Consider the following 20,294-nt stretch of genomic DNA (forward strand, 5'->3'; position numbering starts at 1 on the left):
GCAGGCAACGGATGCATTTCTGAAAGCATAAAATGTGTATCGAGCAGTACATTAGGTATACGGCCTCATCTTGCTAACAGAAAATCAGTCGACTGAGGTCAATCGGGGTGGCGAAATGTAAGTTATATGTAAGTTTGTGAGGTGGGGGAATTTGTTTATCTTTCTGCAGTGCGTTGAGGTTCCTTACGAGCCAGTGGGAATAGTGAATCATCCGTGCAGTTCATTCTTTGAAGGTTAATTCAGAAATAAAACGGGTGTAATCCGTGTTGCAGCGCAAGTTTTTTCTTGGGTTGGTTTTCTGGTGTATGTTGGTTATTTAAACCAAAGATGGCGGCAAGCAGGCTTGCGGCAAATGTGAAAGGACGAAGTATGAAAAATAAAACGCGTACCCAATTAAAAAAAATGAAGGCGGCATTCAAGGATGCTGAATTCTGCTCTAGCCGCAAGGCGTTAATTTTTGGCGCATTTGTGCTGGGGATCTGTGCAGTAGTTCCCGTCCAATCGCTTGGCGCTTCTGCTGCACTCAAACAGGATGTGTTGTTTATTGCTATCGATGATATGAACGATTGGACGACTCTGTTTGATAAAGAGAATCCAATTCAGACGCCGAATCTTCAACGATTGGCTCAACGCGGTTGTTTTTTCAACAAGGCCTATTGCACGGTTCCGGCCTGCAATCCTTCGCGCACCTCGATCCTGACCGGGTTGCAACCGGATACGACGGGGGTTTATGAAAACAGTATTGATTGGAAATCGCTGTTGCCCGACGCAGTCACACTTCCCCAGCATTTTCAGCAGAATGGATATGCAGCGATTGGGGGCGGGAAGATCTTCCATCACGGCAAAACCGGGGGAGACCGTGTGGAGAATCCGTCGTTCGATAGCTTCTTCACTTTGAAGCTACACGCCAACAAGCCACAGAAAAACTATAATGGATATATTCGCAAAAAAGACGATAAGCATCTAGCCAGTCCTTCCTGGGACTGGGGTGAACACGATGTCGTCAAGCAGACCGATGAATATACGGTCGAATATATCAACAACATCATGGCCTCCCATCCTAGGGATGAACCACTGTTCTTGGCGGCGGGTATTTTTCGTCCGCACCTGCCGTTCTGGGCACCGTCATCCACGTTTGATCGCTATCCGTTGGAAACCTTGCAGATTCCTCCGCGACCGGAAGGCGATCTCGACGATGTGCCCGCCCGCGGAATCGAAATGGCTAAGACCGAACGCTTTATCTGGGAAAACACCATCGTGCAGCCGCCGGATTCCCCCAGAAGCCTGAAAAAGATGATTCAGAGCTATCAGGCCGCGGCGGATTATTCGGATGAGATGGTTGGTCGGCTGCTCGATCAGCTTGAGGCAACCGGAAGAGCCGATAACACGATTATCGTGTTATGGTCTGACCATGGCTATCATTTAGGCGACAAGACCGCCTGCGTAAAGTTTACGCTGTGGGAAAAATCCGACCATGTTCCTTTTATCATTGTTGCTCCGGGAATCACCACGCCGGGCAGTGTCTGTGAGCGCCCCGTTAGCCTGATCGATATTTATCCGACGCTTGCCGAGTTGGCCGGACTGCCGGAGAAGCCGGAGCTGGATGGCCAAAGCCTGGTGCCGTTGCTGAAAAATACAAAATTGGAATGGGCGCGCCCCGCGCTGACGACGCAAATCAAGGGGAATCATGCAATCAGAACACAGACGCACCGCTACATCCGTTATGAGGATGGAACGGAAGAACTCTATACTGATGCGGATTATTGGAACCATACCAACCTCGTCAATAACCCGGAAGAGAAGGCTGTATTGACCAAGCATCGCAAACTCATGGATCAAATGCTGGTGGAATTTGAATAATGTCACTCAAAGCCTCCGTCGTATCATCGGTTTTATTTGGATTATGCTTTCTTCGTCTGGCAACAGCGAATCAGTCGCCGAATATTATCCTGATCCTTGCGGATGATCAGGAATGGAATGCGCTTTCGACTCTGGCCGATCCCGACATACCCCAATCGGGCAGTCCATATTTCCAAACGCCGAATCTTGATCAGCTGGCCCAAGGGGGCATGCGGTTTTCGTGGGCATATTCCGGCGGGCCGACCTGCTCGCCCAGTCGCCATGCCATCCAGTTCGGCCGCTCTCCTGCCAGCTTGGGCATCGTTGGTTATGCGAAGAACGTCAAAAGCGTTAAAGCTGATAATCGCGACGCTTTGGCCACGGTTTTGAAGCGGGGGTGTCCGGGCTACATCGCAGCGCATTTTGGTAAATGGCATATGATGCCGTTGCCCGAAGACTTGGGGTTTGATGTCAACGATGGCCCGAATGGAAACGAAGGAGGGGGATTCTAGCCGTTCGGACGATCCGAAGCTGATCTATTCGCTGACTCGCAAGGCTGAAAATTTTCTGGAAAAACAGGCAGACTCGGGGGAACCTTTTTTCCTGCAGGTGTCGCATTATGCCAATCATTTGAAATACCAGGCGTTGCCGGAAACGGTGGAAAAATATGAAAATGAGCGGGTGGAGTTTAAAACGGAATATCACCATGATGCGCTTTGGGCGGCCATGAATGAAAACCTCGATGAATCGGTCGGGCGGATTCTTGCCAAGTTGGAGGAGTTGGGGCTGAAGGAGAGTACTTATGTCATTTATACCGCCGACAACGGATATGAAAATAAGACGGATGCCAAGACGCCTGCTCACGAGCGCGGATTCTATAAAGCCTATCCGCAACGCGCACATAAATATACCCTTACAGTGGTTCTGAGCAATCTGACCGTGAGTCAAGAGTATGAAGTGCAACTGTTCTTCGCGCAGAATTATAATGATGTAAATGAATATATTATCATGGATTTAGGTGCGGTTAATGAATTCGGAAGTCTTGCTTCGACCCAGCATAGAGGTCCCGATCGGGCGGGGATTGTTATAACCGGATCTTTTGTTGCGGATGCCTCCAGCCAAATGTTCTCCATCAATCTGGATGGTGACAAAGGGCCGGGGAAAGGGATTATAAGTGGCTACCAGCTTCGTGCCATTGAAAACCCTTCCAGTGAGCTACCGCCGAATATTATTCTGATTTATTCAGACGATCAGGGGTGGAATTCCACTTCCACCCGAATGGATCCGAATGTGCCCGGATCAAAGAGCGATTTCTACCAGACACCGAATCTGGACCGGTTTTGTGCGGAGGGCATGCGCTTTGCAGATGGCTATTCTCCTAACAACGTTTGTGGGCCGTCACGAAATAGCATTTTATTCGGCGTTTCGCCTTCCAAGGCCCGCATCATCAGTCTCACTGATTACAGCCAACGACAATATGGAGATTCGACCTAGGCTTTGCCGAATCTGATCAAGCAGGCGGATTCACGCTATGTGACTGCTCACTATGGCAAGTGGCACATTATCGACAGGGATCCAGCTGAGTGTGGTTATGACTTTTCGGATGGGAAAACAGATAATACCGACGCGAATCGACCGGAAGACAAGGTGGTCGGTAACCCTGATCCCAAGCGGATTTTTGAACTGACGGATCGTTCGATTGATTTTATTGAAACGCAACATGCAGCAGGCAACCCGTTCTTCCTTCAGATATCACATTATGCGGTTCATTGGGGATTTAGAGGAAGCCCGGATATGTTGGATAAGTATGGTGATCTGTATGATGCCGGTTTGCCGGAGGATCAACGCCATACGGATTGGGTTTACGCTGCAATGAACGAAGATCTGGATGCTGGCGTAGGGAGTATTCTTGATGCACTTGATAATTTGGGTCTGACCAATAATACCTATGTTTTCTTTACGTCTGACAATGGGTACCAGCTTTATGCCACAGACGATGCATCCTCGCTGGTGAAGGAGCTTTACAGTCCAGAGACCAAAAGCTTTCCCTTGAGCTATGGGAAAACATACCTCTATGAAGGAGGGATACGTGTTCCGTTTATTGTTCGTGGCCCCGGAATTGCAAAAAACTCGGTATGCCGTGTGCCGGTGGTCGGCTACGATTTGATGCCGACCTTCCTTGATCTGATCAATCCCGGAAGCCTGCCGCCGTCCTATACTGAAGGCGGGAATCTGGTTCCTTTGCTGAAAAATGCCGGCGTTGGAACAGTTGAGCGTCCTGACGACTTTTTTATATTTCAGGAAGATGGCGCAATTTCTATGCGTAAAGGCGATTATAAGATCGTATTTGAACCCATGTTGCCGGCCGTTGTTAAATTTGAGGTGCCGGAAAAATTGTACTGTTTCAATCTGAGTAATGATATTAGCGAAACGAATGACCTCGCCGCTCTGGAGCCTACCATCGTTTTTGAGATGTATCAGGAAGCGATGGACTACCTGCAAAGTGTGAACGGGAATATTCCGAATATTCCGATTATACCGTTGACGAATAATCTGTCGATTGAATGGTCTGCGCAGACCATAAGCAACGCCTCTGCTGTTTCCAACCGTGGCACCCTTCTTGAGGCTCTCAATTTCAACGATGAAGCGACTACCAACGATGCAATAATTAATGGGGTAACGTTTTCAAGTTTTGACGGGGATAATACAAGTTCAGCGGTTTATTTCAGCTCAGGGCACAATCTTGCGGCCGATACGGATCGCTACCTGATTCCTCCTGGTGTCGTGGCATTTGATACCTTGCTTTCACACCTCGTGTTTGGGGCCGATGCAGTGGTTCTGAGCAATCTGACCGTGGGTCAAGAGTATGAAGTGCAACTGTTCTTTGCGCAAAATTGGAATAGTGTAACTGAATATATTATCATGGATCTAGGTGCGGTTAATGAACTGGGAAGTCTTGCTTCGACCCAGTATAGAGGTTCCGATCGGACGGGGATTGTTATAACCGGATCTTTTGTTGCGAATGCCTCCAGCCAAATGTTCTCCATCAATCTTGATGGCAGCAAAGGGGCGGGGAAAGGGATCATAAATGGCTACCAGCTTCGAGCCATTGATAGTACATCACGCCCCGTTATAACCGATTTTATTGTTAATCCGAACGGCACGGTTTCCGTAAACTGGAGTTCTGGGTCGGGATCGACCTATTCGCTTCTCTCCACCACCAATCTATCGGATTCGGTTTCCAGTTGGACGGTTGTAACTAACAATATCCCGGATGGTTCTTTCCAACCCGCTGAGATGTATTCCGATCAGGAGCGGTTCTTTATGATCGAGAAAAACTAAGTCTTGTTGGCTACGCAATAGAACCCAGAAATCGGTAGCTCAGTGCTCTATAATTCAACTCTTTTGGACGTGTGTTAGAATGAATGTAAGCGTCCGACTTTTCACCCCTGTTCGGAGTCACGGGCGGCTTTCCATTCTGCGGGGGTGTAGTCCTTAGCGGTACGGTTGGTCATGTACGGTAATCCGGTTGCGCGAGCGATTCGAAAAAACAAACAGCGCCCCGTCCTCCGGGATGTCGCCGAGTTCGTTGCGCGCAACCGCATACAAGCCGTTGAAGCTCTTGCGCAAATCCACCGGCTCAACCGCCAGCACCACCTTCAGATTTTGATTCATATGAAACATCATCGACTCCTTGGTTAATTGAAGTCGCCGATATTATCTCATAGCGGAATTTTGGATAGGGGGACGAATCTCGGTCGCTTACGAATGAATAAAGAAGTAGTAAAATGAAAAAAGAAAATCTCTCAATAGTGACATTGGGGTTGTTTCTGATGCTGTTGAATACCCATGCTGCAAAGATAAGATGGTCGTCTCAATGCATCAACGACGAGCGTGCTGTTTCCTGCAAGGGAACGTTGCTTGAAGCGCTGAATTTCAACGATACAGCAGTGGTTGCTGATGCAACGATTACCTGAAGGATTGGCTCAAAAAGAAGGACTATTGGTTCGGGTGAAAAAAGGGGGAGCACTACTACGCGTTTTATGCGGGATAAAGAGAAAGGTACCCTGATAAACTCTGGCGTTGGCGGGTGCGTTTGCCGTTCACCCGAAACTCAAGGTAGTAGTTTCCGCTATGGGAATCACCAGCGGGATGCTCCTCTCCGCCTTTCCCGCGCTTGTAAAGCCGCCCGGTTTCACGTTCGCTATACTGGCTCTTGCGTTTCTTGGTCATTGTCGCTACATTATTCGTCTTTAGGTAGTTCTTGCGTGCGATGCATTCTGTTCTCTTCTGATAGAAACGGTAAGGGGGAAGGGTGGTTTGATCAAGAAAAGTACCACAGAAGTACCACATGGTGGCTTGCACTTAAAATAGGCATAGGTTGTAATATGTTCTTTATGTGTAAGTTACGTAATATGCCCAGGTGGCGAAATCGGTAGACGCAAGAGACTTAAAATCTCTCGGCTTTAGGCTGTGCGGGTTCGAGTCCCGCCCTGGGCACCACCCTTTAAAACCGCGTATTTGTTAGTAAATACGCGGTTTTTTCATGCTTGGGCCATTCCCTTTTGTTTTTTCGTGATCGCCAAAGTATCAACTGTCTAACCCCGTGAAATACATCTGAAATACAACAGTAAAATAACGGGGCTGTTCGAGGGGCTCTGTTTTCGCTGTTCTTCAGCTTGCCGGGGATTTGTGGCCGGCACCTTCCGCTCGTAATCCAAAGAACTGGGAAAAATACGCCCTGCTGTGGCCTGTAGCTTCGCCGTTGCTGTCAATCGGCTTATCGGTCGCCATGCGTCAGGCGGTGGCCTGTGGCACGGTCTAGGCACAAAAAAGCCCCCGCATTTGCTTTGCAGGGGCGAGCCGATACAATGTGAATAGGTTGTGGAATTTTATTCGTGATCAAGTTGCGCCATAAAAATAAAGACGTGATACGGTGCGTTGAGAGGCGCGTTCGTCACTGCATCATCAGCAGGGGACTCGCGTTTATAACTGGAGAGACAAAACTACTGGAGCCCGAGAAATGAAAACCGCTCGATTCTATTGCGCCGACTGCGATACCGTCACAAAATGCGAGGCCCGCACGCCGTCGCATATCCTTCACCTTTTGCTTTCCATCATCACCGCGGGCCTTTGGGTGATAGTCTGGGTTTTGCTCATCCTAAAGCCGCTTGCGTGGCGTTGTGCTTCCTGCGGATCATCCCGCATCCGAAAATACCACGAATTAACCCAGGCCATAAAAGACGTCCCCAAGAAAGCCAACCCCATCGGCGCCCTAATCGGCCTCGCCATCGGAATCGGCCTAGGGTTCTGGTATATCCTAACCCGCTAAGCGCCAGTGTGGGTAACCTCCTTCGAGCGGTCAGGTAGTGCGCGGCTTAAAGTGGTTCGCGGGTAGTCCATGCCAATGGGAAAGGGTGTTAATCCAATATTCATTTGGTCGATTGCCTTAACGCTTTTCCAATATGTTTCGGCGGTTTCGTAGGCATTCCAAAACACTTCATCTGTCCGGGGGTCGTCGTTCTCTTGCTCGGTAGTATGCCGGGGGGGATTTCTTAATACCGCTTTGCCTTCATCTGTAAGGCGGGCGAATAAGTATCCAATGCCGTTTGAATTCGTCTCCACCCAACCCCGCAAAACCGCCATTGCCAGCCTGTACCATGTCCAGCAGCATTGGTTCCGATTTTCTTCCCGGTCGCGCTCTTGGTCTTTGTAATCGAAAACGAGCTGCCATCCATTGCCAATCAATTTGCTATTCATATCGCGCAAGGCTTCCATGGCTTCGAGGGTTTCCCAAAGGCGCGGCCATAAAACCATGTCCACAAGCTCATGCTCTCGATCAGGCGATAGGCGGGCTGAATGGGCGCGGGTAGCACCAAGTAGAATGATGCGGTTTTCATCTGCCAGTTCGTGGCACATACGGCTAAAACCCATCCTTTCGGCATTGGACTTTCCCGCGTACCATGAAACAGGGGTGCCGCCGATCTTGTCCCGGTAATGCCAAAAGTGATCGGAAAGAACCGTCCACCACTTCGCATCAGAACCTTGTCGGAGAGTTGCCAGCCTGTAGGTGTAGGCCAAAAGGTGCAGCTCAAACTCGGTTTTCGCGTCAATCATGTCATGTCCTTACTTTATAATATTTGCGTTATATAGGCACACTCTATAAATTCTTGATGTCGGTCATCGCTGTCTTGAGCACCTGAAGGTTTAGAAGTACCTAACCCGGGGGGGTGGGTGGCTGGTAGTCCACGCCTCTCCAAGTCCCTGTAGCCTTATCAAACACGAGGCTACGTTGAAGCCTGCCCATGATATTACTCGGAAGGCTTGTGTGCTGTAGGAGCCACGTGAGCGCGTCAGACTGTGCCGCGTCGAATGGTGCACCCGGTTTCATGTGTTGGCGAGGCGGCATTACTTTGGCCTCTTGAATCCATGCTGCTGTTTTTTTCTTCACACTGCCCCCATGATTTTAAGCGCTTCGGATAATTTATCTTTCAAAACCCGGGCCTCAAACCGTGGCAGCTTGTCGAGCTTCTTCGCCAGCGCTTCGCAATCCGGAAGGCTCCAGCCTGCACCAAAGGCAAAGGCGGCCAGCTCGCGCCCAAGCAAGGATCTCGCTCGAGCGTACTCTATTTTGGTCATCTGTGTATGCATAGTTTTTGCTCCAGGTTAATAGTTGCTGCCTCGTTACCTCGATGGGCAGCGCACCGAACGAACATGCCGGTAACTGGATGGAGCCGGGGAGCAACCCGACAAAGAGTAAAATTGCTACAGGTCTTGGCAACTGAGCTTCAGGTCGGTGAGCAACTGACCTTCATCCTTGGAAACGATGTGCGCGTTATTCTGGGTAAGGGCCGTCATACGGCTTGCATTGTCTTCAGCTTCGCGCCTCGCAGGGTTTGACAGGATCGAATAGTGCCTTGCTCTAGGATCAAAATCTTTCGTAACTTTTTCGACCTCACGCCGTCGCTCTTCCTCAAGCTTTTGCCAGCGTTCGGACTCGGTTTTGTAGGCTTCCTGCACCAAAGGCCAAAGCGGTGCTTTTTCCGAAAGAAGATTGATAAGGTCGATGTCGTATCTTTTGACCTTTGCGCGAGCCTTCTGCAAATCTGAAATGACGGTCGCCGGTCTGGTGCATTGGCCGCTTTGCGCTTCGTCGACCAAGGCGAAAATGTTTTTCCCGAGTTCGGAAATCTCGGTGCTGAGGTCGGCGCGCTTTTTGTTCCAGGCGGTGAGGGCCTGCGCCGTTTCATCGGGGAAAAATTCCGGGATGTGAATTGCGCGGATTTTGCCGATCAGGATTTTACTGTTTTGGATGCCTAGTGCTGCTTTCATGGTACTGGTTCCTTCTGGGGTTGGTTTGTTATTTCTGGAAATGAATGAATTTTGCGTGATCAATAAGCCGCCTCATTATTGATTGCACGCGGGCGGTGCGCTGTGGATCTGGGTTTGAGCCAAGCATCATTTTTGCAAGGTCCCCGCCGGTGGCCTGAGTGTTTATGATCAAAAGTCGCTCGGTCTGTTCCGCGTGGTCAATCAGGTCGAACAGTTCGGCAACAACATTTGCGGAAAATGAAGCCTTATCAAGATCGTCAAGTATAAGGCCATCGAAATAATATTCGGGGTCGTCACTGTCTTTATAATCCGGATTTTTAAATGCGGTAAATTCCAGCGGTTTCCCATGTGGCATTCTGGCAAGGCGGGCAAACTCGACGGCGCGAACGAATCGAAAATGAGTGAAGTCTGAAAAGAGGGCCGAGCTGCATCCGTTCACCGACCCAAAACCGGCCACAATCGAAGCACGACTTTTTCCGAGTCCGGTTGCGCCGTGAAATACGCCCCACGGCTTAGCATTTCCCGTTTCCCGGTCGATCATCCATTGAGCGACACATTGCACGGCTTTCCAATCAATCGACTGCGAGAGGTCGAGAGGAGCGAGAAACGGCATAGGGAAATTGCATTCGTCCGGATCGGTAATGCCATCGCCCCACGTTCCGAAAGTTTCGATGCCGTCAGGATAGCGGCTTTTGAATGGGGCGAGCTGATTCAGTGATTCGATGTATGCGCCGTGGTTCATCCTAAGATCTCCTCTAGGCCTGCCGCCCAATCATCGGAAGAATCGCCTTGCTTGGCTCTCGGGGCTCCGTCAGGAGAAAGCCCCGAAAGAGCCATTGCAGAAGGCGTGTCTTCTTTTTCAATAACCTCTACCCCCTCCTCCCTTCGGGAGGGGGTATTGTTATTAATTGTTAAGTTTTGGGGGCTTTGCTTTTTAACACGGTCAGCCATGTTAACTTTTTCCAGAAGTTTACACGGGATAGACGGGCGGATAGTGATTGAAGAGATTTCATAGCGTCCACCCCTGCCGCGCTTCGCACCCTTCATTTTTAGCAACTTTATACGCTGCAGTTCCCGCAACTGATTTGCGGCTGTTTGGCGCGTGATGCCGAGACGGCCGCCCAGCCGGTCAAGATCGATTGTGAACGTGTTTCCCCAATGGTTTGCACAGGAACAAAGCTCGTTCCAAAGGTTCACTAATCGTGATGCTTGTGCGGCCGGGTAGTTATTACGGATCTTCGCAACGTCTTTGCGGGCCACTGGGAACCAGCTTTCGGCCTTTTCATTCTTCGACGGTGTAGCGGTCGCGTCTTTTTCCGGTTGTGACTCAGGGCCGGCAGGTATAGCGTTCTGGGCATCAAGTTTGCTCTGCTCAACGGCCTCGCCATCCCCGGCGGGGTCTTTTTCGTGGTCGCCCTTCATGTTAGCTCATCCTCCGGCGGCGCATCGTTTGAAGGGTGCTCTTGATTCGGCCGCTATTCATGTAGGCGACTTTTCCGGTGTGCTGTTGGTTGTGCTTCCGGGGACGGTGCTTTTTTTTCCGTTTCTTCATAGCCTGGGCTCCTGCTTAAAGTGCTGTACGGGTGCGCCGTTCCAGCCGGTTGATTTTGGTTGGGGCGGGCAATACGGTTTTGCAGCCTTCATTGCGAAGGCCACGGCGTCCGGCGGGGCTCTTGGCAATCAGCACTTCCGGCACTGGCACTTCCAACGTATTAGCCAGCGGGCGGAGCATGTGGTCGTAATGTTTCATTAGGCGGCCGCTCCTTGGAGCATCAAGGCTTCCACTTCGTTTTTATCCCATCGAATTTTTCGGGGGGTGATTCTTATCGGGTGCAGCAGTCCTTGCTTGCCGTACCGGCGAACGGTTACGATATGACATTCCATCATAGCGGCCACTTGCTCCGTAGTGATGGGGATCGGGCGCGGTTTTGACGCGGCACCTTTGAGGGCTTCTAAAACCCTGTTTTTCTCTGCTTGTGTTGCCGTGGGGTCATTGAGTACGGCGGCCTCGATCATTACTGCGCATTGCATTTTTTAGTCCTCCATAAGTGACTTTGTTCATGGTCGGAAAAGTTCTTTCCACATGCGCAAGATGACCGATTGCCGTACTAGTCCGCAATGTGAGATACGACAAAAGCGCTATGCGTTGATATTTCAGATTTTTTCCTGTTGACACAAAAAAAGGGCACCTCATGCGGGTTGCCCTGATCGAATGCTGGTTGCAATATTACTTCATTAGCTCCGCCTGTATGTCTTGCCAGTTGTCGGCGGTCATGGTGGCGGCTAATTCCTTTACCCATGCCGGCACCGGATCGGGCAGCACTTCAAACTCGGCATCGGTAATGCGTGAAGGCATGGCAAGGGCGGCTTGCTTTGCGGCCGCTTCGCCGATGTGGGTATAGTGCGCGGTCATGGCCGGATTGCCGTGGCCTACAATGGCCTGTACGACGGCCTGCGGGGTTCCGCTCTCGGCCTGGATGGAAACATAGGTGTGGCGTAGCGAATGGAAGCCGACTTCCACGACGGCGCGTTTTCCGGTCTGCTCTTCGAGGTATTCGCCGGGCTTTTCCGGATTGGGTTTAATCTGGCTTCCGGTGCCGGCCTTGTGGGTGTTGATTCCCTGCTTGCGGAAATGGGTTTGAACTTCTCGCGTTATGTCTGATTGCCTGATCCGTTTACCTTCGGCGTTCTCGTGGGTGTAGAGTTCGGCATACTTCGGCGCGACGTAGCCCTTGCGCCTGCTCTTCGGTGTTTCGGAAAGGATGCCGTGCAAGGCGGCGGGGATGCCGATAGTTACGGGTTTTGCATCGTGGCCTTTGGTCTTGCTTGGCACCCGCCGAATGATTCCCCGGATCAAATCCACTTCGCCCCATTTCAAGGTTGTGCAGTCGCCTAAGCGTAGGCCGGTAAAGGTTCCGATGTAGAGCAGGGTTTTAAGTTCGCCCGTGGCTGTGTCGAGGATGGTGTGCAACTCCTCTATGCTCAGTTCCCGGCGGCCTTGGGGCTTTAGCTTCTTGCTTTTGATTTTTCCGAATGGGTTGCCGGTCAGTCGGGCGGGCTCTGCCAGCGTCTTGAAAAACAGCCGTAGAAAGCAAGTGTGTTTATTGAAGGTGTTCGGGCTGGCTTTTGTCTTGTTCAAGTGGCTGGCGTAGGCCTGGGCATCCTTGCCGGCAATGTCCCGCAAGTAGCGGGCATCGGGGTTCCTTTTCTCGATCCACTTTTTGAATTCCAGCCAGTGGCCTTGGTATCGGCGCAGGGTCTCCTCTCCGGTGTCCGGCCTTTCGCTGCTCTCGTCGTATGCCTTCCATGCGTCGGCAATGGATAACGGCGGGTTTGCGTCCTCTACGGCTTCGGCGTGTTTCTTCTCGGCCGCTTCAAGCTCTGCTTTGAGGTTGCGCAACTTGTCGGCTTTATTGCCGGTCAGGTATTGATTGACGATTCGGGCTTGTGCTTTGAGGGCGTCGGCTTGGCTCTTGATCGGGTCGCCCTTTTCATGGCCTTGGTCGCCGTCGCCGTACACAAGGCGCTCTTTCACGCGCTTGGTGATCGGTGCGCCGGTTTTCGGATCGGTGCCCGGTCGCCGATATTCAAGATAATAGATTCCTTTGAATCCCGATCCGGGTTTGTGCTCCTTGCCGTCCTTCGTGCGAATGTAGAGCCTGCCGTTTCCGCGCTCGGTGTAGTCCCGCTTTCCGTTGGTCTTTTTCATGGTGTCGCCTCTCGTTTGTTTCTGATCGCTAAAGTATGCGAATCGGGCAACTGAATCCAGCGAAATACATCTGAAATACAACAATGAAATTTAGATATGCCCATAAACAAAGGGTAAAACCTATATGTCCAAGGGTCTTAAAATCTCTCGGCCTTAGGCTGTGCGGGTTCGAGTCCCGCCCTGGGCACCACCTTTAAAAAGGCCGTATTTACTATTTGATGCGGGCTTTGTGTGTGATCACGGCAGTTTAAGACTGCCTAATATTCTTTGTATTCGGCGAAGCCTTGGGCGACGAGCTCGTCGTTGATGTTGGTGTAGCCGCCGTTTTCAGGGAGCCAGATTTCGGCGAGGTAGCGGCCGTATTTGCCCCGCTTGTCTTTGAAGGTTTCCACCAGTACGGTTTGGCCGAGGATGCGGCTGCGCAGATAGTCGCGCGATACCTTGCCTGCCACTTTTTCCGGCCCGCGCACTTCGGGCGTATTGATCCGGTGGAGCCGGAGTTTTTCGCCTTTGATTGCGGCTTTCAGCCCAAGGTCCAGTTCTGCCGTCACGGTGTCGCCGTCATACGCGGCGGTGATCAGCGCCTTGTAGTGGTAGAGATAGTCTTCGTTTTTCATGGGTATGGCTCCTTTAATCCGAAAGTTGCTTCATGCCTCGTTTATTGAAACCTGCGCTTTCAATAAACAAGGAAAAAGTCAAAAGGCCACGCGCTCGATGATGTTGGTTTTGGTCTTGGCGGGAAGGCGGGGGAGGCGGCCGAGGTCGTCGGCGTTTTTGAAGGGGCGCAGTTCGACGATGCGCCGGGCGGTGGCGGGGCCGACGCCGTTGATGGTTTGCAGCTCGTCTTCGGTGGCGGTGTTGATTTTGAGGATTCCGGTATGGGCGGGGGTGTCGATGGCGTTTAGCTCGGCTTCTTCCAGCCGGGAGGCGGCGCGGAGTTCGACGAGCCGGTCGGGATCGGTTTGGGCCCAGATGCCTTTTCGTTTCAGGGCGGCGACGGTTTCCTTGTCGGTCAGCCGGGCGGCGGCTTCTTTTTGAGGCGTGCCATCGGGTAGCGCGCGCCGGAAGCCGTAGGCGCGGGCATAGCCGTTTTCGACCAGCAGGGCGGCGAGGTCTTTTCCGTCGGCGGTGGTGACGAATCCGTATACGCGTCCGCCTTTGGAGCGCCCGAGCGCATCGGCATAGGCGGTGTGGACGGTGAAGGGTTTTGAGAGCTGCTTTTGGGTGAACGCGGTTGCGGCTTTGCCATAGCGGAAAATCTGGTTTTTGTCGGACAGGCCGAAGTGGCGCGCCTGTTCGCGGACACGGCGGTTGTCGGCTTCGGTGGTGGCGCGGGTTTCAGGACAGTCGACGTAGTAGAGCCGGATGATCTGCTCTTTGCCGTTGTGCAGGGTTTTAAAGCTGTCGCCGTCGTTGCCGCCGTAGGCCGCCAGCTTCGCGCCGTCGAGGCGATCGAGTTCGCGCGCACTGCATGAGAGTGCGACAACGCCCGCCAGAGCAAGTATGAGGGTCCTTTTCATGACGTCTCTATTGCTGCACTAGATTCCGGCGGAGCGCCATTAAAATGCGCAAGAAAAACAAAGAGAAACGAACTCGTCGTGGACTATCTGCTCCGCCGTTGCGACAACTACTCTGCTGGGTCGGTTAGCCAGTAGTCCGGTTTGCGCCGAAGGTGCATGACGGCCGCAACAAATATGGTGCCGTCATCAATTCGGTAAACAATTCCAAATGGGAAGCGGGAAAGGAGATGCCGACGGTAGTTCTGCTTGATGGCTACCGATGCCTCGGGGTGGTTGCGGATATGGAGCAGGCCTGTCCGAAGGGATTCAACAAATGCTTTGCCCAATCCTTCAACCTCCTCTTCATAGTGTTTCGCGGCTGAAGAGAGGATTAGTTCCATCCGAGTTCCTCTTCGATGGCGTCGAAAAACTCGGATTCGGCCAGAGCAGGCTCCTTCCCTGATTTGAAGGCTTGGTAGCGTTCGTCGGCCAGTGCTAGCCAAGCTTCGTCCGCGCCGGTCAGGTTCGGGTGGATGCTTTGGAACAAGTGGTTGGCCAGCAGCTCCCGCTCCGTGGCGGAAAGCTGGAAGGCTTGCTGCTCAATCTGTTTAAGTGCTGGGCTCATGGTTTTGAATGTTAGGGAGACCCGGGATCTTGTCAACCATGGATGTTTGGACAGAAAAAGGTGACCGAGCGTCCACCGTTTCTAGAAGTTCATTGGCTGGTTTAATCCAGAATCTGAATCTCGATGTTGCGGAACTGGCAGGGATGGCTTTCGGCCTGAAGGGAAATCCATCCGGACGTGACGGGCGTGCCGTCGTCGAATTTTGGGTTGCTGTATTCGATGACGGTTTCGCCGTTGATGATGTGCTTGAGCTGGCCGTCTTTGAAGATGGCCTCGGCGACGACCCATTCGCCTATGGGCGCGGCAATGCCGGTGCTTTTGATGACGTGCTTCTTGACGGTTTCACCGTTGACGTCGATGTAGGTGCCCGGTGTGCAGATCGAGCCGGTGGTGCGCTGGCCGGTCTTGTCCTGCGCGAGGAACTGGAATTCGATGGAGTTGGGAAACTTTTGCTTCACATCCATCGTTTTCGGATCCTGCCCGGAGAGCATGGCGCCGCTGTTGGACTGCGCCCAGCCGGGGCCGCCGTTGACCTGTTCGCCAATAAAGCGGTACTCGCAGCGGAAGTGGTAGTTGGTGAAGGGGCGGTCGATGAAGATGTGCCCGAATTCGTCTTTGAAGGAATCCTTCCAGAAATCAGCATAGGAAACGGTCAGCAGCCCGTCTTCGACGCGGAACAGGCTGCCGGGGTTTTCGCCGGCCTTGAAGCCGTTAACTTTTACGGTCCAGCCATTGAGGTCCTTGCCGTTGAAGAGGCTGATCCATTCGCCGTCGGCGAAGGTGGCGGATGTGAGGGCTAGTGATGCGAGCAGCGTGATGATTGTTTTCATGAGGGGGCTTTTGGTTGAAGGGTTGCAGGTTTAAAGGTTGCAGGGTTTAAAGGTTGCAGGGGTGGCTTTTTGACTTTTTAACCCTGCAACCTTTTAGCGACCTGAAAGGCGCTACCCATTTAGAACCCAGCCTTCGCGGTAGGGCTTGGTGAGCAGCGCGTTGGCGGCGGGGTCGTTGGTGATGGTGCCGGTCTTGGCATCGTATTCCAGTTCTTTGCCGGCCTGATGGGCGGCGAGGCCGAGCATGAGGGTTTCCACCATGCGGCCGGAATAGTCGAAATCGCAGCAGGTTTTAAGGTCGCCTTTGCAGGCGTTGAACCATTGCTGCTGGAAGTCGCCGATGGGGGGCGCCACCTGGTCCGGCGTGGGGGATTTGTAGTAGGTCATGTCGGTGTCCTTGCCTAGCGGGATGAGCATCCGGTTGTTGAAGTCGGATACAATCACGCCTTTGGAGCCTTTGAACATGACGCCATGCCCAATCTTGGTGAGGTCGAGCGCCTTGAGCGGGCTTTTGGGCATCGGGCCTCCCTGGTACCAAACGAGGCGGATTTCATCGCGCCAGTCGTTGGCGGGCATTTCAAAGATGGCGCGCATGGCGGACGGGTTGACTTCGGCGTTGGGGGCGTCACCGTCGGCTTTGATGTTGGTTGGTCGGTCGGCATCGATCGCGTTCCAGGCGAGGTCCATGACGTGGCTGCCCATGTCGCCGACCTGCCAGCTGCCAAAGTCCTGGTAGATATTCCACTGCAGGCAACCGGAGCCCGGTCCGCGTGTGGGCTGGAAATATTCGGGGTTGTAGGGATGCATCTGGGTCGGGCCGATCCATTGTTCCCAATCGATGGTGCTGGGTGCCGGTCCGGCAGCAGGACGGTAGGCGGTCTCTTTGTGCCAGCGGCTTCCCCAGGCGTGGACATCCTTCAGTTCGCCAATGGCTCCACCCTTAACCAGTTCCGCAACACGGTCGTAGTTGGGGTTGGCATGGCGTTGTGTGCCCTGCTGGGTGGCCAGCTTGTTTTTATTCTTCAGGTAGACTTCGCGGACGGCGCGGGCTTCCATAACGCAGTCGCCCAAGGGCTTTTCGCAGTAGACGTGCAGGCCGCGGTTCATAGCCCAGATGGAAATGAAGGCGTGGTGGTGGTCGGGCGTGCAGATCACGACGGCCTCGATGTCTTTTTGGTCAAGGCATTTGCGCCAGTCTATGTATTGCTTGGCTTTGGGGAATTGTTTGGCGGCTTTCGCCATGTTGTCGGCGTTGACATCGCAGATGGCGACAATGTTCTGGGTGTGCAGGTTTTTATAATGCTGCGCGGCGCGGCCGTAGGCGCCGATGAGGGCAATGTTGAGTTTCGCGCCCGCGCCGTTGCCGGCGAGCGTGCCGCTCGGCAGGAGTGTGAGGCCGGCTCCCGTTGCGATGGTGGAGGCAAGGAAGGTTCTCCTTTTAGTGTCGGTAATCATGGTGTTGCTCCTTTTCTTAAAAACCTAAAACGTAATGCTTCAAACGGCGAAGTCATCCACTTCGCGGTAGGCCTGGATGAGGCGCTGTTCGCCTTCAAGGCCTTTTTGGCTGATGCCGTGCTCCATGCCGACAATGCCTTTGTAGCCTTTGTCGTAGAGATGCTTGAAGACGTTTTTATAGTTGATCTCGCCGGTGGTGGGTTCGTTGCGTCCGGGCACGTCGCCGACTTGGATGTAGGCGGTTTCGTCCCACGCGTTGTCGATGTTGTTGATCAGGTTGCCGATCTCGATCTGCTGATGGTAGAGGTCGTTGAGGATTTTGCACGACGGGCTGCCGACGGCTTTGCAGATGGAGTAGGCCTGCGGGACGGTTTTCAGGTAGACGCCCGGGTGGTTCATATAATTCAGTGGCTCCATGACCATAACCAGACCATGCGGCTCGAACAGTTCGGAGCAATACTTGAGGTTGTCGACCACGTTGGCGAACTGATAGCCTTCGTCCAGATTGGGGTTGTAGGCGCCCAGCACCACGGTGGTCCACTTGGCATTGACTCGCTTTTGGGTTTCGATGGCCTGCTCGCAGGCCTTCTTCAGTGCTGCCCGCACCGCCTTGGGATCGGCCGCGACGCCTTTGCCCTTGTTCTTGTCGCCGACAATGTTTGAGGTCATCATCAGCGAGTACATGCCGAAGCCGGTAACGAAGACGCCCATGGTCATGTTGAGCCGGGCGAGCTCAGCGCCGATTTTGCTCTGCAACGCGGGGTTCTTTTTCATCATGCCGTTGTCTTCTATGCCTCGGAAGCCATTGTCGTGCATGAATTTTATCTGGTCGATGGGGTCTTTTCCGGCGCTGTTGACAAAGTGGCGGAAGCCGGGGGCATAGTTGAGTTTGAAGGGCTCGGCCGGCGCTGCGCCGGCGACGGATGCGAGGCCGTACGCTCCGGCGGCGGCCATGGTGGTGGTGGCTGCAAAAGTTCTGCGGTTCATCTGGGGCTCCCTTTTCTTACTTACGCATGAATGGTTTATAATAGACGGATCAAAGCCTTCATTTTGGACAACCGGAAAACGCGGTTTATCGGGCGGATCACTAGTTTTCGATTAGGGCTAGGCATTAGCGGTGAAATATTGTTTAGTTTACGGGAGATGCCACATTTCTTAACCAGGAGAGGGTGACTATGGAAATCAAGGATATCAAACGCGTCGCGGAGCTGATGAAGGCGAACGACCTGACTGAGTTTTCGCTGAAAGACGAAGATTTTGAATTGGCCATGAAACGCGGCAACGACGAGCCCCAGGTGGTTTACGCTCAGGCCGCTCCAATGGCGGCGGCCCCCGCGGCAGCGCCTGCCGCAGCATCTCCAGCGGCTGCGCTGGCGGAGGAAGACGACGGATTAATCGAAATTCCGTCCCCGATCGTAGGAACCTTCTACCGCAGGCCGGCTCCCGATGCGGAAAATTTTGTGGAAGTCGGCGCTGAAGTTACCGAAGACACCGTGGTCTGCATCGTCGAGGCCATGAAGGTCATGAACGAAATCAAGGCCGAAGTGCGTGGCGTGATCAAGAAGATCCTCGTCGATGACACCTCGCCGGTGCAGTATGGGCAGCCGCTCTTCCTTGTTGAACCGAAATAAGGGAGCTTCCCATGTTTGAAAAGGTATTGATTGCCAACCGCGGCGAAATCGCTCTGCGCATCATCCGCGCCTGCAAAGAGCTTGGCGTGCGTTCCGTGGCTGTATATTCCGAGGCCGACGTGGACTCGTTGCATGTGCAAATGGCCGATGAGGCCATCTGCATCGGCCCGGCGGCGGCTTCCGAAAGCTATCTAAAAATCACCAACATCATCAGCGCCGCCGAGGTGGCCGATGTGGACGCAATCCATCCGGGCTACGGCTTCTTGGCTGAAAACGCGCACTTCGCCGAGATCTGCGCCAACTGCAACATTACCTTCATCGGCCCATCGGCGGACTGCATCCGAAACATGGGCGACAAGGCGATTGCCCGCGACGCCATGAAGGCGGCCGGCGTTCCGATTACGCCCGGTTCCGACGGCATTCTGGCTACCAAAGAAGAGGCACTGGATCTGGCGCAGAAGATGGGCTATCCGGTGTTGCTCAAGGCTGTCGCCGGCGGCGGGGGCAAAGGGATGCGTGTGGCGCGCAACGATGTCTCGCTGATTCAGGGCTTCATGGCCGCCTCTGCAGAAGGGGAGGCCTCTTTCGGCAACCCCGACCTGTTCATGGAAAAATACATCGAGTCGGCCCGCCACGTGGAAGTGCAGATCATCGGCGACAAGCACGGCAACGTCTGTCATCTGGGCGAGCGCGACTGCTCGATCCAGCGCCGCCACCAAAAGCTGGTGGAAGAAGCACCGTGCCCGACGCTTTCCGACGACGAACGCAAAGCGCTCGGCGACGTTGCTGTGAAGGCCGCCAAGGCGGTGGACTACGACAGCGCCGGCACGCTTGAGTTTCTTTACGACGAGATCGCCAAGCAGTTTTACTTCATGGAAATGAACACACGCATCCAAGTGGAACACACCGTTTCTGAAGAGGTTTCCGGCATCGATTTGATGAAGGAGCAGATCCGCGTGGCCGCCGGCGAAGAGTTGTCGTTTACGCAGGATGAAGTGATCATCACCGGCCACGCGATTGAATACCGCGTGAACGCCGAGGATCCGTACAACAACTTTACGCCCTCGCCGGGGCCGGTTGAAGCGGTGCATTTTCCGGGAGGACCGGGCATCCGCATCGACTCGCATGTCTATTCCGGCTATGTGATTTCGCCCTACTACGACAGCATGATCGGCAAGATCATCGCCAGGGGCAAAGACCGCGAAGAGGCAATTGTGCGCATGTGCCGCGCACTCGAAGAGTTTACCATCAGCGGCCCGCATACGACGGTGCCGCTGGGCGAGGCTCTGATGGTGGACAGGCGGTTCGCATTGGGCACGTACAACACAGCCTATCTTGAAAAATTCATGCACGAGGGTTTTCTGAATTCGTAAA

The 20,294-nt window shown here is 53.2% G+C and carries 24 protein-coding genes, 1 tRNA gene and 1 pseudogene; 8 read left to right on the forward strand and 18 right to left on the reverse strand.

Features of this window, described 5'->3' with window-relative positions:
* Positions 1–369 precede the first annotated feature (369 nt).
* The 3 genes and pseudogenes from SCARR_RS23525 to SCARR_RS28960 all read left to right on the forward strand — a co-directional run bounded on the left by SCARR_RS23525 (position 370) and on the right by SCARR_RS28960 (position 5,181).
* Positions 370–1,860 (forward strand): sulfatase, encoded by a 1,491-nt coding sequence (locus tag SCARR_RS23525; protein WP_168433558.1) that lies wholly within the window; start codon positions 370–372, stop codon positions 1,858–1,860.
* Positions 1,860–2,351 carry a sulfatase-like hydrolase/transferase gene (locus SCARR_RS29160; protein ID WP_136064265.1) on the forward strand — a complete coding sequence of 164 codons (492 nt, stop codon included), beginning with the start codon at positions 1,860–1,862 and terminating at the stop codon, positions 2,349–2,351. The genes SCARR_RS23525 and SCARR_RS29160 overlap by 1 nt, the downstream gene beginning before the upstream one ends.
* Positions 2,326–5,181: pseudogene (locus SCARR_RS28960) on the forward strand (sulfatase-like hydrolase/transferase). Before SCARR_RS29160 ends, SCARR_RS28960 begins: the two are co-directional and overlap by 26 nt.
* 153 nt (positions 5,182–5,334) lie before the next feature.
* Here SCARR_RS28960 and tnpB read toward each other — a convergent pair.
* On the reverse strand, positions 5,335–5,514 hold the full coding sequence (tnpB, locus tag SCARR_RS23545) for an IS66 family insertion sequence element accessory protein TnpB (protein WP_168433560.1): 180 nt from the start codon (positions 5,512–5,514) through the stop codon (positions 5,335–5,337).
* Between the two features lie 113 nt (positions 5,515–5,627).
* Between tnpB and SCARR_RS23550 the strand changes: the two genes are divergently transcribed.
* Positions 5,628–5,816: a hypothetical protein gene (locus tag SCARR_RS23550; RefSeq protein WP_136064274.1), complete on the forward strand. Its 189-nt coding sequence runs from the start codon at positions 5,628–5,630 to the stop codon at positions 5,814–5,816.
* A 64-nt stretch (positions 5,817–5,880) separates the two neighbouring features.
* On the opposite strand, the gene SCARR_RS23555 is transcribed toward SCARR_RS23550, so the two are convergent.
* The gene (locus SCARR_RS23555; RefSeq protein ID WP_136064276.1) at positions 5,881–6,072 is read right to left on the reverse strand and encodes a hypothetical protein; all 192 of its coding nucleotides are present in this window, start codon (positions 6,070–6,072) and stop codon (positions 5,881–5,883) included.
* Between the two features lie 184 nt (positions 6,073–6,256).
* On the opposite strand from SCARR_RS23555, the gene SCARR_RS23560 reads away from it, so the two are divergent.
* Positions 6,257–6,342 (forward strand) — tRNA-Leu (locus SCARR_RS23560).
* A gap of 520 nt (positions 6,343–6,862) precedes the next feature.
* The gene (locus tag SCARR_RS23565; RefSeq protein WP_136064278.1) at positions 6,863–7,171 is read left to right on the forward strand and encodes a hypothetical protein; all 309 of its coding nucleotides are present in this window, start codon (positions 6,863–6,865) and stop codon (positions 7,169–7,171) included.
* Here SCARR_RS23565 and SCARR_RS23570 read toward each other — a convergent pair.
* The 16 genes from SCARR_RS23570 to SCARR_RS23640 form a co-directional block, all read right to left on the reverse strand.
* On the reverse strand, positions 7,168–7,956 hold the full coding sequence (locus tag SCARR_RS23570) for a hypothetical protein (protein WP_136064280.1): 789 nt from the start codon (positions 7,954–7,956) through the stop codon (positions 7,168–7,170). The two genes, SCARR_RS23565 and SCARR_RS23570, sit on opposite strands and share 4 nt — an antisense overlap.
* Positions 7,957–8,286: 330 nt before the next feature.
* Positions 8,287–8,490 carry a hypothetical protein gene (locus SCARR_RS23575; RefSeq protein ID WP_136064282.1) on the reverse strand — a complete coding sequence of 68 codons (204 nt, stop codon included), beginning with the start codon at positions 8,488–8,490 and terminating at the stop codon, positions 8,287–8,289.
* A 114-nt stretch (positions 8,491–8,604) separates the two neighbouring features.
* Positions 8,605–9,234: a hypothetical protein gene (locus tag SCARR_RS23580; RefSeq protein WP_136064283.1), complete on the reverse strand. Its 630-nt coding sequence runs from the start codon at positions 9,232–9,234 to the stop codon at positions 8,605–8,607.
* Entirely contained in the window at positions 9,200–9,913 is a 714-nt protein-coding gene (locus tag SCARR_RS23585; protein WP_136064285.1) for a P-loop NTPase family protein, read from the reverse strand. Before SCARR_RS23585 ends, SCARR_RS23580 begins: the two co-directional genes overlap by 35 nt.
* Positions 9,910–10,593 carry a hypothetical protein gene (locus SCARR_RS23590; RefSeq protein WP_136064287.1) on the reverse strand — a complete coding sequence of 228 codons (684 nt, stop codon included), beginning with the start codon at positions 10,591–10,593 and terminating at the stop codon, positions 9,910–9,912. The genes SCARR_RS23585 and SCARR_RS23590 overlap by 4 nt, the downstream gene beginning before the upstream one ends.
* A gap of 1 nt (position 10,594) precedes the next feature.
* On the reverse strand, positions 10,595–10,723 hold the full coding sequence (locus tag SCARR_RS29165) for a hypothetical protein (RefSeq protein ID WP_281281217.1): 129 nt from the start codon (positions 10,721–10,723) through the stop codon (positions 10,595–10,597).
* 15 nt (positions 10,724–10,738) lie between these two features.
* The gene (locus tag SCARR_RS23595; protein ID WP_136064289.1) at positions 10,739–10,921 is read right to left on the reverse strand and encodes a hypothetical protein; all 183 of its coding nucleotides are present in this window, start codon (positions 10,919–10,921) and stop codon (positions 10,739–10,741) included.
* Positions 10,921–11,202, reverse strand: coding sequence for a helix-turn-helix transcriptional regulator (locus tag SCARR_RS23600; protein WP_136064291.1), 282 nt, complete (start codon positions 11,200–11,202; stop codon positions 10,921–10,923). The genes SCARR_RS23595 and SCARR_RS23600 overlap by 1 nt, the downstream gene beginning before the upstream one ends.
* A 196-nt stretch (positions 11,203–11,398) precedes the next feature.
* Positions 11,399–12,880 (reverse strand): tyrosine-type recombinase/integrase, encoded by a 1,482-nt coding sequence (locus SCARR_RS23605; RefSeq protein ID WP_136064293.1) that lies wholly within the window; start codon positions 12,878–12,880, stop codon positions 11,399–11,401.
* A 257-nt stretch (positions 12,881–13,137) separates the two neighbouring features.
* Positions 13,138–13,497, reverse strand: coding sequence for a thermonuclease family protein (locus tag SCARR_RS23610; RefSeq protein WP_136064295.1), 360 nt, complete (start codon positions 13,495–13,497; stop codon positions 13,138–13,140).
* Between the two features lie 78 nt (positions 13,498–13,575).
* Positions 13,576–14,400: a thermonuclease family protein gene (locus tag SCARR_RS28700; protein ID WP_222846427.1), complete on the reverse strand. Its 825-nt coding sequence runs from the start codon at positions 14,398–14,400 to the stop codon at positions 13,576–13,578.
* 107 nt (positions 14,401–14,507) lie between these two features.
* Entirely contained in the window at positions 14,508–14,780 is a 273-nt protein-coding gene (locus tag SCARR_RS23620; protein WP_136064297.1) for a type II toxin-antitoxin system RelE/ParE family toxin, read from the reverse strand.
* Positions 14,771–15,004 (reverse strand): addiction module protein, encoded by a 234-nt coding sequence (locus tag SCARR_RS23625; protein ID WP_136064299.1) that lies wholly within the window; start codon positions 15,002–15,004, stop codon positions 14,771–14,773. The genes SCARR_RS23620 and SCARR_RS23625 overlap by 10 nt, the downstream gene beginning before the upstream one ends.
* Before the next feature lie 101 nt (positions 15,005–15,105).
* On the reverse strand, positions 15,106–15,834 hold the full coding sequence (locus SCARR_RS23630) for a 3-keto-disaccharide hydrolase (RefSeq protein ID WP_136064301.1): 729 nt from the start codon (positions 15,832–15,834) through the stop codon (positions 15,106–15,108).
* Between the two features lie 111 nt (positions 15,835–15,945).
* Positions 15,946–17,289, reverse strand: a complete 1,344-nt coding sequence (locus SCARR_RS23635) for a Gfo/Idh/MocA family protein (protein ID WP_136064303.1) — start codon at positions 17,287–17,289, stop codon at positions 15,946–15,948.
* Positions 17,290–17,328: 39 nt separating this feature from the next.
* Positions 17,329–18,276: a hydroxypyruvate isomerase family protein gene (locus SCARR_RS23640; RefSeq protein WP_136064305.1), complete on the reverse strand. Its 948-nt coding sequence runs from the start codon at positions 18,274–18,276 to the stop codon at positions 17,329–17,331.
* Positions 18,277–18,464: 188 nt separating this feature from the next.
* Between SCARR_RS23640 and accB the strand changes: the two genes are divergently transcribed.
* Positions 18,465–18,920, forward strand: coding sequence for an acetyl-CoA carboxylase biotin carboxyl carrier protein (gene accB, locus SCARR_RS23645; protein WP_136064307.1), 456 nt, complete (start codon positions 18,465–18,467; stop codon positions 18,918–18,920).
* Between the two features lie 11 nt (positions 18,921–18,931).
* Complete coding sequence (accC, locus tag SCARR_RS23650) at positions 18,932–20,293, forward strand: acetyl-CoA carboxylase biotin carboxylase subunit (protein ID WP_136064309.1); 1,362 nt, start codon at positions 18,932–18,934, stop codon at positions 20,291–20,293.
* The last annotated feature ends 1 nt before the right edge of the window (position 20,294 follow it).

This window comes from Pontiella sulfatireligans, assembly GCF_900890705.1.
Taxonomy (GTDB): Bacteria; Verrucomicrobiota; Kiritimatiellia; order Kiritimatiellales; family Pontiellaceae; genus Pontiella; species Pontiella sulfatireligans.